Here is a 13,531-nt window from a genome sequence, read left to right as displayed (position 1 = left end):
TGAGGTCAAGGGTGACGGTAAACGACCAAGACCCGTACACGGTCGACACGACCGATCGCGATCCCGAAGAGACCGCCGAATGGCGGGAGTCGCTCGACTCCCTCGTGGCGGCCCAGGGGCACGAACGGGCTCGCGAGATCATGAAGAGCCTGCTGAGCCGGTCGAGCGAACTCCACCTCGGCGTGCCGATGGTCCCCAAGACGGACTACGTCAACACCATCGCCACCGAAGACGAGCCCGAGTTCCCCGGCGACGAAGAGCTCGAGCGCCGTTACCGCCGGTGGATCCGCTGGAACGCCGCGATCACCGTGCACCGCGCCCAGCGCCCCGGTGTCTCGGTCGGCGGTCACATCTCTACCTACGCCTCGTCCGCCGCCCTGTACGAGGTCGGCTACAACCACTTCTTCCGCGGCCAGGACCACTCCGGTGGCGGAGACCAGATCTTCTTCCAGGGCCACGCCTCCCCCGGCATGTACGCCCGCGCCTACCTCGAGGGCCGTCTCGGCACCGACCAGCTCGACGGGTTCCGCCAAGAGAAGTCGCACCCGTCGGGCGGGCTGAGCTCGTACCCGCACCCGCGTCTCATGCCGTCGTTCTGGCAGTTCCCGACCGTGTCGATGGGTCTCGGCCCGATCAACGCGATCTACCAGGCGCAGGTCGCGAAGTACCTCACCAACCGCGGCATAAAAGACGCCTCCGACCAGCAGGTCTGGGCGTTCCTCGGCGACGGCGAGATGGACGAGGTCGAGAGCCGCGGTCAGCTGCAGGTCGCAGCCAACGAGGGTCTCGACAACCTGAACTTCGTCATCAACTGCAACCTGCAGCGACTCGACGGCCCGGTGCGCGGCAACGGCAAGATCATCCAGGAGCTCGAGAGCTTCTTCCGCGGTGCTGGCTGGAACGTCATCAAGGTCGTCTGGGGTCGCGAATGGGACGACCTGCTCGCCCGCGACACCGAGGGCGCGCTGCTCAACCTGATGAACACGACGCCCGACGGCGACTTCCAGACCTACAAGGCCGAGAGCGGCGCCTACGTCCGCGAGAACTTCTTCGGTCGCGACCCCCGCGCCCTCGAGCTCATCAAGGACTTCACCGACGACCAGGTCTGGAACCTCAAGCGCGGCGGGCACGACTACCGCAAGGTCTACGCCGCGTTCAAGGCCGCCGCCGAGCACAAGGGCCAGCCGACCGTCATCCTGGCGAAGACCGTCAAGGGCTACGGTCTCGGGCCGTCGTTCGAGGGCCGCAACGCGACCCACCAGATGAAGAAGCTGACGCTCGACAACCTCAAGCAGTTCCGTGACGAGATGCGCATCCCGATCTCCGACTCGCAGCTCGACGAGAACCCGTATCTGCCGCCGTACTACCACCCCGGCAACGACGACGAGGCGATCCAGTACCTCCACGAGCGTCGGCGCGCCCTCGGCGGCTACGTGCCCGAGCGTCGCTCGAAGTACACGCAGATCTCCGTCCCCGAGTCGACGTCGTACGACGTCGTCAAGAAGGGCTCCGGCAAGCAGGAGGTCGCCACCACGATGGCCTTCGCGCGACTGCTGAAAGACCTGCTGCGCTCGAAGGACTTCGGCCACCGCATCGTGCCGATCATCCCGGACGAGGCCCGCACGTTCGGCATGGACGCCTACTTCCCGACGTCCAAGATCTACAACCCCAACGGGCAGCACTACACCTCGGTCGACCGCGAGCTGCTGCTGGCGTACAAGGAGAGCCCCCAGGGTCAGCTCCTGCACGTCGGCATCAACGAGGCCGGCGCGTTCGCGGCGTTCACCGCGGTCGGCACGTCTTACTCGACGCAGGGCGAGCCGCTCATCCCGGTCTACGTCTTCTACTCGATGTTCGGCTTCCAGCGGACCGGAGACGCCATGTGGGCGGCCGGCGACCAGATGGCCCGCGGGTTCATCATCGGCGCCACGGCCGGTCGCACGACGCTCACCGGCGAGGGCCTGCAGCACGCCGACGGCCACTCGCTGCTGCTCGCCTCGACGAACCCGGCGGTCGTCTCGTACGACCCCGCCTTCGGCTACGAGCTCGGTCACATCGTCAAGTCGGGCATGGACCGCATGTACGGCACCGACGAGAACGGCGCCCCGACGCACGCCGACCCGAACGTCATGTACTACGTGACCGTCTACAACGAGCCGATGCAGCAACCGGTCGAGCCCGACGACGTCGACGCGGACGGCATCGTCCGCGGCATCTACAAGCTCAAGGGCGCCGAGAACCTGGGGCCCCGCGCCCAGCTGCTCGCCTCGGGCGTCGGTGTGCCGTGGGTGCTCGAAGCCCAGCGTCTGCTCGCCGACGACTGGAACGTCGCCGCCGACGTGTGGAGCGTCACCTCCTGGAACGAACTGCGACGCGACGGCCTCGCCGCCGAAGAGCACAACTTCCTCAACCCGGAGGCCGAGCAGCGCACGCCGTACGTCACCGAGAAGCTGCAGGGAGCCGAGGGTCCGTTCATCGCGACCAGCGACTTCATGGCCGCCGTGCCCGACCAGATCCGCGAGTACGTCCCCGGCGACTACCTCACGCTGGGCGCCGACGGCTTCGGCTTCTCCGACACCCGGGCCGCCGCTCGTCGATTCTTCAAGATCGACGGACCCTCGGTCGTCGTCCGCACGCTGCAGGCCCTGGCCCGCCGCGGCGACGTCGAGCCGGGCGTCGTCCAGCAGGCCATCGACAAGTACCGGCTGAACGACGTGACCGCCGGCACCAGCGGCAACGCCGGCGGGGAGAGCTGACCGGCCCCGTGAGCGCCGAGCGGGTTCCGAGCTCGCCCATGGAGCCGTCCGCAGCCACGAAAGAGCGCACGCTCGCGTGGCTGCGGACGGTCTCGGGCGAACTCTCGACCAAGACCATCAAGCGACTGGAAGAGACGCTGCCCTGGTACGGCGACATGCCCCCGGGGCGGCGCTCGGCCGTGGGTCTCGTCGCCCAGGCGGGCATCACGTCGTTCATCAGCTGGTTCGACGACCCTCGATCCACCCCGTGGATCGCGGCGGACGTCTTCGGGGCCGCGCCCCGCGAGCTGCTTCGCTCGATCAGCCTCCAGCAGACGCTGCAGCTCATCCGCGTCACCGTCGAGGTCGTCGAAGAACGGGTGAAAGACGGCGACGACTCGCTGCGCGAGGCCATCCTGCTCTACTCGCGCGAGATCGCCTTCGCCTCGGCCGACGTCTACGCGCGTGCCGCCGAGGCGCGCGGTCTCTGGGACGCCCGTCTCGAGGCGCTGGTCGTCGACTCCATCCTCAGCGGCGAGTACGACGACGAGCTGCCCAGCCGCATCGCCGCGCTCGGGTGGCACGGGCACGGCGAGGTGTCCGTCCTCGTCGGGACGACGCCGCGGATGCTCGACGTCGACATGCTCCGCCGCACGGCGCGCCACCTGGCCGCCGACGTGCTCATCGGCGTCCAGGGTCGACGACTCGTGCTGGTGATCGGCCGAGCCGAAGAGACCCTCGACGAGAACGGCACCCCGACCTCCACCAGCCGACCCTCGTTCACCGACATCGCGAAGGCCCTCGAGCCCGGCTTCGGCGACGGTCACCTCGTGCTCGGACACGAGGTGCCCAGCCTCGTCGACGCCTCGAAGAGCGCCAAGACCGCGTTGGCCGGCTTCTCGGTGGCCCGGTCGTGGCGGAACGCCCCCCGCCCCGCACTCGCCGACGACCTCCTGCCCGAACGCGCCCTCGCCGGCGACCCCGTCGCCCGCTCGACACTCGTCAACCGCGTGTACAAGCCGCTGAAGAACCATTCGACCGAGCTCCTGACCACGCTCTGGTGCTACCTCGACAACGGGCGGTCACTCGAGGCGACCGCTCGCGAGCTCTTCGTGCACCCGAACACCGTCCGATACCGCCTCAAGCGGGTCTCCGACGTCATCGGCTGGGACGCCACCGGCGCCCGTGAGGCGCTCATCCTGCAATCGGCGCTCATCCTGGGGTCGATAGCCGACCACGACGGGCAGGCGGGGCGGCGTCGCTGAGGCCGACCCGCGCCTCCTCGGCAGTCGTCCTGGCGAGAAGCGACAAGCCCCGCCCCGATCTTTGGTCGAGTTGCTACACCTGCGAGGCCCCTCGGGGCGGCATGATGGATCAGTGATCGTTGTCGTTGCGCCCGGCCAGGGCTCCCAGAAACCCGGATTCCTCGAACCGTGGCTCGCCGACCCGCAGCTCGCCGAGCTGCTCGGCAGCCTGTCGGCCGCCGCCGACGTCGACCTCGTCGCCCACGGCACGACCTCCGACGCCGACACCATCCGCGACACCGCGGTGGCGCAGCCCCTCATCGTCGCCGCGGGCATCCTCACGGCCCGCGCCCTCTTCGACCGCGTCGACCGCGCACGCGTGGCCGGTGTCGCCGGGCACTCCGTCGGCGAGTTCACCGCCGCCGCGGTCTCGGGGGTCCTCACCGACACCGACGCCGTCGCCCTCGTCGCCGAACGGGGCCGGGCCATGGCCGAAGCCGCCACGCAGGCCGAGACCGGCATGAGCGCCGTCCTCGGCGGAGACCAGGCCGAACTGCTCGCCCGCCTCGACGAGCTCGGACTCGAGCCGGCCAACTACAACGGCGGCGGTCAGATCGTCGTCGCCGGCGAGCTCACCTCCCTCGCTGCCCTGGCCGAGCAGCCGCCCGCCAAGGCGCGCGTCATCCCCCTGCAGGTCGCCGGTGCGTTCCACACCCGTCACATGCAGCCCGCCGTCGAGCGACTCCGCACTGCGGCCTCCGCCGTGACCACGGCCGACCCCGATCTGACGCTCTGGACGAACCACGACGGCAGCGTCGTCACCGAGGGCGCACGATTCGTGGACCTCATGGTCGGTCAGGTGTCGTCGCCCGTCCGCTGGGACGCCACGATGGAGTCGTTCTCCGCCGCCGGAATCACGGGCCTGATCGAGCTGGCACCCGCCGGCGCCCTGACCGGACTCGCCAAGCGCGCGCTGAGGGGCGTCCCCTCCGTCGCCATCACGACACCCGACGACCTCCAGGCCGCCGTCGACCTCATCGAGGGAGCAGCATGACCACCCCCCAGCTCAGCCAGAACACCGGCGCGCAGTTCACCCGCATCTACGCCATCGGCGCCGCCCGCGGTGAGAACGTCGTGCCGAACGCCGACATCGTCGAGCCGATCAACTCGTCCGACGAGTGGATCCAGCAGCGCACCGGCGTCGTCACCCGCCGTCGGGCCGGCAAGGACGTCAAGGTCGTCGACCTCGCCGAGACCGCCGCGAAGGAGGCGATCGAGAAGTCGGGCATCCGCCCCGACCAGATCGGCGCCGTCCTCGTCTCCACCATCGGCGGCGGCGTGGCCACCCCGTCGGTCGCGTCGCTGCTCGCCGAGCGCGTCGGGGCCAACCCCGCGGCGGCCTACGACATCTCCGCCGCATGCGCCGGCTACACCTACGGCATCGCGCAGGCCGACTCGTTCGTGAAGTCGGGTCTCGCCGAGTACGTGCTCGTGGTCGGCGCCGAGAAACTCAGCGACGTCATCGACCCGACCGACCGCACGATCTCGTTCCTCCTCGCCGACGGCGCGGGCGCGGCGATCGTCGGCCCCGCCGAATCAGCCGGGATCGGGCCGACCGTCTGGGGCTCCGACGGCTCCAAGTGGGACGCCATCGGCATGACGAACACGATGGTCGAGTACCGCGAGGGCAACGGCGACGTGCCGTGGCCCACCCTGCGCCAGGAGGGCCAGACCGTGTTCCGCTGGGCCGTCTGGGAGATGGTCAAGGTCGCGAAGCTCGCCCTCGAGCGCGCCGGCGTGACCTCCGACCAGCTGGCCGCGTTCGTGCCCCACCAGGCGAACATGCGCATCATCGACGAGTTCGCGAAGCAGCTCGGTCTGCCCGAGTCGGTCGTCATCGGCCGAGACATCGCGACGATGGGCAACACATCGGCCGCGAGCATCCCGCTGGCGACCCACCGCCTCCTCGACGAGCACCCCGAGCTCAGCGGCGGTCTCGCCCTGCAGATCGGCTTCGGCGCGGGCCTCGTCTTCGGCGCCCAGGTCGTCGTGCTCCCGTAGCGCGCCGCGCCTCCCCCCGCTTTCCGCCTGTATAGGCTTTACCCCGGTCAACCGACACCCCACAAGGAGAACAACACCATGGCACTGTCCACCGAAGAAGTCCTCGCCGGCCTGGCCGAGCTCATCAACGACGAGACCGGCATCGCGACCGACACGGTCGAGATGGGCAAGTCGTTCACCGACGACCTCGACATCGACTCGATCTCGATGATGACCATCGTCGTCAACGCCGAAGAGAAGTTCGACGTCAAGATCCCCGACGAAGAGGTCAAGAACCTCAAGACCGTCGGCGACGCCGTCACCTTCATCACCAAGGCACAGGACTAGACGTCAGCGGCCCGGTCGTTCCCTCCCGGGACCGACCGGGCGCCCACGTCGACGGGACCGCCCGTCAGGCAGGCCGCACGCCCGTCCCGGGCAGTCCCTTCAGGAGAACAGTCATGACCAAGAAGATCGTCGTCACCGGCCTCGGTGCCACCACCCCCCTCGGCGGCACCGCCACCGAGAGCTGGCAGAACCTGCTGGCCGGCCAGTCGGGCATCACCACCCTCGAGCAGGAGTGGGTCGCCAAGTACGAGCTGCCCGTCACCTTCGCCGGGCAGGCCCGCGTGCCGTCCGCCGACGTGCTCGACCGTCGCGAGACCAAGCGCCTCGACCCCTCCAGCCAGTTCGCCCTCACCGCGGCGCGCGAGGCCTGGGCCGACGCCGGTTCGCCCGAGGTCGTCCCCGAGCGGTTCATCGTCGACTGGGCCACCGGCATCGGCGGCGTCTGGACCCTCCTCGACGGCTGGGACACCCTCCGCGAGAAGGGGCCCCGCCGCGTCCTCCCGATGACCGTCCCCATGCTCATGCCGAACGGCCCCGCCGCCGCGATCTCGATGACGCTCGGAGCCCGCGCCGGCGCCCGTACGGTCGTCTCGGCCTGCGCCTCCAGCACCGAGTCCATCGCGATGGCCTACGAGCACCTCCAGTCCGGTCTCGCCGACATCGCCATCGCCGGCGGCTCCGAGGCGGCCATCCACCCGATGCCGCTCGCATCGTTCGCCGCCATGCAGGCGCTGTCTAAGCGCAACGACGACCCGGCCACCGCCTCCCGGCCGTACGACGTGACCCGTGACGGCTTCGTCCTCGCCGAAGGAGGCGCGGCGCTCGTCCTCGAGACGGAGGAGCACGCGCTCGCCCGCGGCGCCCGCATCTACGCCGAGCTGATCGGCGGCGCAGTCACCAGCGACTCATACCACATCACCGCGCCCGACCCCGAGGGCAACGGGGCCGCCCGAGCCGTCATCACCACCCTCGAGAACGCTGGCGTCGACCGTGACCAGGTCGTGCACGTCAACGCCCACGCGACGAGCACCCCGGTGGGCGACATCGCCGAGTACCACGCCATCAAGCGCGTCTTCGGCGAGCACACCCCGAAGCTGATCGTCTCGGCGACGAAGGCGGCCACCGGGCACCTGCTCGGCGGCGCCGGCGGCATCGAGGCCCTCTTCACCGTGAAGGCCCTGCACGAGCGCCTCGCTCCCCCGACGATCAACGTCACCCAGATGGACGACGAGATCGACATGGACGTCGTGGTCGGCGAGCCTCGTGCGCTGCCCGACGGCGAGATCGTCGCGCTGAGCAACTCGTTCGGCTTCGGCGGCCACAACGCCGTCATCGGGTTCCGTTCGGTCTGAACCATCGAAGGAGGCGCGGGTCGTGACGATCACGACCCGCGCCTCCTTCGTGCGCCGCGACCGCACCGACCGCCGCGCGCTCGGGTCAGCCGACCTTGTGCAGCCAGACGACGGGGTTGCCCTCGCCGCTGTAGCGGAACGGCTCGAGTTCGTCGTCCCACGCCTGACCGAGGGCGAGACGGAGCTCGCGGTGCAGCTCGAGGGCGTTCGATCCGGCGACCTCCATCGCGTAGCGGACGCGGTCTTCCGGGATGACGGTGTTGCCCGCGGTGTCGGTCTGGGCGAAGAAGATGCCGAGATCGGGCGTGTGCATCCACCGACCGCCGTCGTGCTGCGAATCGGGGTCTTCGGTCACCTCGTAGCGGAGATGCTCCCAGCCGCGGAGGGCCGAGGCGATGCGGGCACCGGCACCGTCGTCGCCCTGCCACGAGAACTCCGTGCGCTGCGAACCGCCGAGCACGGGCTGGTCGACCCACGCGAAGTTGACGGCGTGCCCGAGGGCACGACCGACCGCCCACTCGACGTGTGGGCACAGTGCACGAGGGGACGAGTGCACGTAGAGCACTCCCCGAGTCATTGCAGCAGCCACGATTACTCCATTCGGTTAGGTGCGACTTCCCCATCGACCTGGTGAACGAGCGAAACGGTGGCTTCTCGTGCTGTATGAGATTGTGTGGGCGGACTGGTCCGCTCGCTGAATCATCGCAGACGGATGCACGGGATCACAACTGTGTAACTCCTGCCAGTTCGCCCTGGCGCCCCTACTTGGCCTGCGAGTAGTCGTCGACGACCGCGATCGTCACCGGGAACCGCACGGGCGCCTGCCCGAAGAGCAGCCGACCGGCGGCGGCGGCGCTCCGCTCGACGATCGCCACGACCTCGTCGGCGACCTCGGCCGGCGAATGGACGACGATCTCGTCGTGGAGGAAGAACACCAGGTGCGGCGCCCCGTCACCGACCCCTGCGAACCGCGAGTGCAGCTCGGCGCGCGTGGCGCCCATCCAGCAGAGCGCCCACTCGGCCGCCGTGCCCTGCACCACGAAGTTGCGCGTGAAGCGACCCCAGGCCCGGGCGTCACGACCCACCGGGCCCCGGTCCATCTCCGGAGGGAGGTCTGCAGCGACATCGTCGCCCGGCCGCGGCGAGCTGCGCCCGAGCAGGGTGCTGACGACCCCGCCCGCCTCGCCCGCCCGGGCGGCGGCCTCGACGTACTCCATGGCCCGCGGGAACCGCCGGGCGAGTCGGGGAACGAGCCGACCGCTCTCGCCCTGCGTCGCGCCGTACATCGCCCCGAGCATCGCGACCTTCGCCTCGGCACGCGAGGCCACCGCGCCGCTGGACACGATGCCCTCGTACAGGTCTCCGTCGCCGGCCGCCGCCATCGCGGCGTCGCGCGAGAGCCCCGTGAGGATGCGGGGCTCGAGCTGAGAGGCGTCCGCCACGACGAGCTTCCAGCCCGGGTCGGCCACGACGGCCGCGCGGACGGCCTTCGGCAGCTGCAGCGCGCCTCCCCCGCTCGTCGCCCACCGGCCCGTGACGACCCCGCCGGGCACGTAGTCGGGTCGGAACCGGCCCTGCCGCACCCAGGCGTCGACCCAGGCCCAGCCGTTGGCGACAAGGAGGCGCTGTCGGCGCTTGTAGCGCAGAAGCGGCTCGACGACCGGGTGCTCGTGCCGCTGGATCTCCCACTTGCTCGTCGACGCGACGGGCAGCCCCGCCCGGTTGAGCGCCTTGAGCAGTTCGGCGGGCGAGTCGGGGTTGAGGTCGGGGGCGGCGAGGGCCCCGCGGATCTCGACGACGTCGGCGGCCATCGCGGACGGCCGGTCTCCGGCGCGCGCGGGCCGGGGCCCCAGCGCCTCGGTCAGCAGGCGGTCGTGCACCCGAGCCGACCACGGGATGCCGCGGTGGTGCATCTCGCAGGCGACGAGGGCACCGGTGGACTCGGCGGTCGTCAGCAGCTCGAGCCCCTCGCGGTGAGCGCTCGACTCCACCGCGCGACGCTGACGCAGGAACTCGCCCAGCGGATCGGGCAGCGACTCGGGCACGACGTCGAACAAGCCGTCGCCCTGCGTCAGCTCGGCCTGAGGGCCGTCGTACGGCCCGGGCGGGGCCCCGTGCAGCTCGCCGCCCGTCGTCGCGGCCGAGCGCCGCAGGATCGCGTGGCAGAGCCGCAGGTCGACGCAGCGGGCCACGCGGACACCGAGGCCCAGGAGGCGCGGGTACCAGCTGCGGGTGTCGTCCCAGACCCAGCGCGGGGACTCCTCCACCTCGCGCGTGGCGACGGCCATCCCCAGCTCGCTCTCGGCGACCACGATCGGTGCCGCGGCCACCGGGGCCCTGTCGGAGGCGTAACGGTCGACGGGCGTGAACTCGACTCGACCGTCGGGCAGACGACGGAGCACGATGAACACGATGTCGATCATGCCACCGGCCACCGACGTCGGAGAGGGCGACCCGGGTGTCTGCGACGTCATCCCCCCGCGGGCGTCAGTGGAGGAGCGCGCCCGACCGGTCGAGCACGTTCTTCTCCCCCGCCTCCACCCGGACGCGCAGACGGTTCTGCGCGGGCGGGATGGGGCAGTTGAACTGGTACGAGAACGCGCAGGGCGGCAGGACCGCGCGGTTGAAGTCCAGGAGTATCGTGCCGTCGGGTGACGGGGTCGGGAACAGGAAGCGCCCGACCGAGTACGTGGTGTCGCCCGTCGTGCCGTCCGCGAAGACGAGCTGGAGGCGATCGCGGTCGCCGCTGGGGAACGCCGCCAGTTCGTAGTCGACGTCGTCGCGGCGGAATCGGATGAGTCCCGGGAGCGGCTTCGGCCGACTGAGGTCGAGGTCCTTCTGGTGCCGGATGTCGATCTCGGTGCCGGGCTCGGTCGTGACGAACTCCGCGGTCACCACCCACGACGGGTCGTAGGGGTAGGCGTCGATCGACCCGAAGGCCGTGGCCGCGTCGGAGCGGGAGTCCCACACCCGGAGGGCGTACGACGATCCGTCGTCGTTCGCGATCACCGTGCCCGTCGCACCATCCGCGAACGACACCCGGCCCGGCGTCATCGCGTCGTCCCCCGCGACCAGGGCCGTGCCGTCGACGAGCACGTCGTCGACGGTCACCCCGTCGGCGGCGCGGGCCGTGACCGTCAGCCCCGAGACGCCCGCCGGCGTGGGAGCCCAGACCCCGGCGACCCCCCAGATCGGCTGCTCACCGTCGACCCACTGGGTGTTCACCAGAGCCAGCGGCCCGGTCGGCGACGTCACCCGGGCGCGGCGCAGGGCGTGGAACCTCGTCGACTCGACCGACGGCGACGCGCCCGTCTCATGTCCTGGTGATGCGCTGCTCATGATCGTTCCTCTCGTCTGCGGGTCCAACACGGCGCACCGTGCGGGCATGCCCGCTCAGAGCGGATCGTCGCCGGCGAGTCGGCTCAGCTGCTGCTCGAAGGGCACGACGTCGGCGAACGGGTCGCCGCGCTCGGTCGAGCGCATCGCGACGAGGTCGGCGAACTCGCCGGCGGCGCGGCTCATCCGCTCGGGCAGCCCCGTCGTCGTCTCGTCGCCGGCACCCCAGTCCTCGGACGCCGCGAACACCGACGTCGGAACGACCACGGACCTCAGGTACGAGAAGAGCGGCCGGAGCGCATGATCCAGCACGAGCGAGTGCCGGGCCGTGCCCGCGGTCGCCCCGACGAGGACCGGCGTGCCGGCCAGCGCCTCCTTGTCGATCACGTCGAAGAACGACTTGAAGAGTCCGCTGTACGACGCGGTGAACACCGGGGTCACCGCGATGAGGCCGTCCGCCCGGGTGACCCGGTCGATCACGCCGGCCAGCGCCTCCGAGGCGAACCCCGTCAGCATCGCGTCGGTGATCTCGTGCGCGAGGTCCCTCAGCTCGACCACCTCGAACTCGGCGGGGACGCCCGACTCGAGCATCGACCGGGCGGTCGCCTCGGCGAGACGGTCCGCCAGGAGGCGCGTGGAGGAGGGCTGACCCAGCCCCGCGGAGACGACGACGATGCTCTTGGATGCCATGGTGCGCCTCCTCGGCTCAGCGGGTGGCGACGGCCGGAGCCGCCGCGACGTCGACCGACCCGTCGGCACGTGCCAGCCGGGCGGCGTGGGTCGGTGCGTCGGGCACGTGCTCGGGGCGGTTCGTCGCGAACTCGCGCCGCAGCACCGGGACGACCTCCTCGCCGAGGATGTCCAGCTGATCGAGCACCGTCTGCAGGGGCAGCCCCGCGTGGTCGATCAGGAACAGCTGGCGCTGGTAGTCGCCCACGTAGTCGCGGAAGCCGAGTGTCTTGTCGATGACCTCCTGCGGGCTGCCGACCGTGAGGGGGGTCTGACTCGTGAAGTCCTCGAGGCTCGGACCGTGGCCGTAGACCGGCGCCTCGTCGAAGTACGGACGGAAGGCGCGGACGGCGTCCTGCGAGTTCTTCGCCAGGAAGACCTGGCCGCCCAGGCCGACGATCGCCTGGTCGGCACGACCGTGACCGTGGTGCTCGTAGCGCGAGCGGTAGAGCTCGACCATCTGCTTCGTGTGCGAGGCCGGCCAGAAGATGTGGTTGGCGAAGAACCCGTCGCCGTAGTACGCGGCCTGCTCGGCGATCTCGGGGCTGCGGATCGACCCGTGCCAGACGAAGGGCGGCACGCCGTCGAGCGGGCGCGGCGTCGACGTGAAGCTCTGCAGCGGTGTGCGGAAATGGCCCTTCCAGTCGACGACGTCCTCGCGCCACAGGCGGTGCAGCAGCGCGTAGTTCTCGATGGCGAGGTTGATGCCCTGGCGGATGTCCTTGCCGAACCAGGGGTAGACGGGGCCCGTGTTGCCGCGACCCAGCGTCAGGTCGACGCGGCCGCCGGCGAGGTGCTGGAGCAGCGCGAAGTCCTCGGCGATCTTGACCGGGTCGTTCGTCGTGATCAGCGTCGTCGCGGTGCTGAGGATGATCCGCTCGGTCTGCGCCGCGATGTAGGCGAGCAGCGTCGTGGGGCTCGAGTTGACGAAGGGCGGGTTGTGGTGCTCGCCGGCGGCGTAGACGTCGAGGCCGACCTCTTCGGCCTTCTTGGCGATCGCGACCATCGCGAGCAGGCGCTCGTGCTCGGTGGGCGTGCGGCCCGTGGTGGGATCTGGCGTGATGTCTCCGACGGAGAAGATTCCGAACTGCATGCGGACCACCTTACCTGTTGTTCATGCGTATGTATGCAGTTGGGGGAACGGCGGGGCGCGGTGGAACATTCCCGCGGGTGCGTCGGCTGCGCTCCGGGTCGGCAACTCCTCACCTGTGCGCGCGGGCGGGGCTGGGCGGCCTGTGCTGGCCTGGTGCGCGGCACGGAAGAGGAGTTGCCGACCGGGACGGGCCGAGGGCTCGGGCTGCGCGGGAGGAAGAGTCGCCGACGCGCCGGGCCGCGGGCCTGCGCGTTCGGGAGGAGGAGCACTCACGCGCCGGGTCGGGAACTCCTCGCCTGTGCGCGCGGGCGGGCTGGGCGGCCTGCGCTGGCGTGGCGCGCGGCACGGAGGAGGAGTTGCCGACGCGCCGGGCCGACGGACTGCGCCAGGCGGGACAGGGAGGAGGAGTCGCCGATGCGCCCGGTCGCGGGGCCGCGCCGTCGGGAACTCCTGCCCCGTGCCGAGGCAGGGGTCGGGACCCGAGCGGATACGGCGCCACGCGGCAAAGAGGAGGAGTTACCGACCCCAGCACGGCTGCGAGCAAGCGGGAGCGGGACGGGACACAGCTTGGACGGGCCCGACCGCGGGAGGGCGGGCCGGCGGGCCGGGCCGGCGCGGGCGCAGGCGCGGGCTGGCGCGGGCGCAGGCGCGGGC

At 70.8% G+C, this 13,531-nt stretch carries 11 protein-coding genes; 6 read left to right on the top strand and 5 right to left on the bottom strand.

Going from position 1 to position 13,531, the window contains the following annotated elements:
• The first annotated feature begins 11 nt into the window (after nt 1-11).
• From aceE to SOM11_RS02570, 6 genes are all read left to right on the top strand, one after another.
• Nucleotides 12-2,756: a pyruvate dehydrogenase (acetyl-transferring), homodimeric type gene (gene aceE, locus SOM11_RS02595; RefSeq protein WP_320477112.1), complete on the top strand. Its 2,745-nt coding sequence runs from the start codon at nt 12-14 to the stop codon at nt 2,754-2,756.
• Nucleotides 2,757-2,794: 38 nt separating this feature from the next.
• Nucleotides 2,795-4,000: a PucR family transcriptional regulator gene (locus tag SOM11_RS02590; protein WP_192057901.1), complete on the top strand. Its 1,206-nt coding sequence runs from the start codon at nt 2,795-2,797 to the stop codon at nt 3,998-4,000.
• 112 nt (nt 4,001-4,112) lie between these two features.
• A complete protein-coding gene (locus SOM11_RS02585) occupies nt 4,113-5,033 on the top strand; it encodes an ACP S-malonyltransferase (RefSeq protein ID WP_320477111.1) in 921 nt (306 codons plus the stop codon).
• A complete protein-coding gene (locus SOM11_RS02580; RefSeq protein WP_192057905.1) occupies nt 5,030-6,040 on the top strand; it encodes a beta-ketoacyl-ACP synthase III in 1,011 nt (336 codons plus the stop codon). Before SOM11_RS02585 ends, SOM11_RS02580 begins: the two co-directional genes overlap by 4 nt.
• A gap of 78 nt (nt 6,041-6,118) precedes the next feature.
• Nucleotides 6,119-6,367, top strand: coding sequence for an acyl carrier protein (locus SOM11_RS02575; protein WP_055797067.1), 249 nt, complete (start codon nt 6,119-6,121; stop codon nt 6,365-6,367).
• Nucleotides 6,368-6,480: 113 nt separating this feature from the next.
• Entirely contained in the window at nt 6,481-7,719 is a 1,239-nt protein-coding gene (locus tag SOM11_RS02570) for a beta-ketoacyl-[acyl-carrier-protein] synthase family protein (RefSeq protein WP_192057907.1), read from the top strand.
• Nucleotides 7,720-7,804: 85 nt separating this feature from the next.
• Here SOM11_RS02570 and SOM11_RS02565 read toward each other — a convergent pair whose 3' ends face one another.
• From SOM11_RS02565 to SOM11_RS02545, 5 genes are all read right to left on the bottom strand, one after another.
• Complete coding sequence (locus tag SOM11_RS02565) at nt 7,805-8,296, bottom strand: DUF3145 domain-containing protein (protein ID WP_192059171.1); 492 nt, start codon at nt 8,294-8,296, stop codon at nt 7,805-7,807.
• A gap of 184 nt (nt 8,297-8,480) precedes the next feature.
• Nucleotides 8,481-10,142 carry a bifunctional 3'-5' exonuclease/DNA polymerase gene (locus tag SOM11_RS02560; protein WP_320477110.1) on the bottom strand — a complete coding sequence of 554 codons (1,662 nt, stop codon included), beginning with the start codon at nt 10,140-10,142 and terminating at the stop codon, nt 8,481-8,483.
• Between the two features lie 64 nt (nt 10,143-10,206).
• Entirely contained in the window at nt 10,207-11,058 is an 852-nt protein-coding gene (locus tag SOM11_RS02555; RefSeq protein WP_320477109.1) for a DUF1684 domain-containing protein, read from the bottom strand.
• Nucleotides 11,059-11,112: 54 nt separating this feature from the next.
• Nucleotides 11,113-11,745: an FMN reductase gene (locus SOM11_RS02550; RefSeq protein ID WP_320477108.1), complete on the bottom strand. Its 633-nt coding sequence runs from the start codon at nt 11,743-11,745 to the stop codon at nt 11,113-11,115.
• 16 nt (nt 11,746-11,761) lie between these two features.
• Nucleotides 11,762-12,877 carry an LLM class flavin-dependent oxidoreductase gene (locus SOM11_RS02545; RefSeq protein WP_192057913.1) on the bottom strand — a complete coding sequence of 372 codons (1,116 nt, stop codon included), beginning with the start codon at nt 12,875-12,877 and terminating at the stop codon, nt 11,762-11,764.
• Nucleotides 12,878-13,531: the final 654 nt, after the last annotated feature.

The sequence above is a fragment of the Frigoribacterium sp. CFBP9029 genome, from assembly GCF_034045305.1.
Classification (GTDB): Bacteria; Actinomycetota; Actinomycetes; order Actinomycetales; family Microbacteriaceae; genus Frigoribacterium.
Note: the sequence above shows the minus strand (reverse complement) of the source record. Positions and strands in the feature narration are given on the sequence as shown.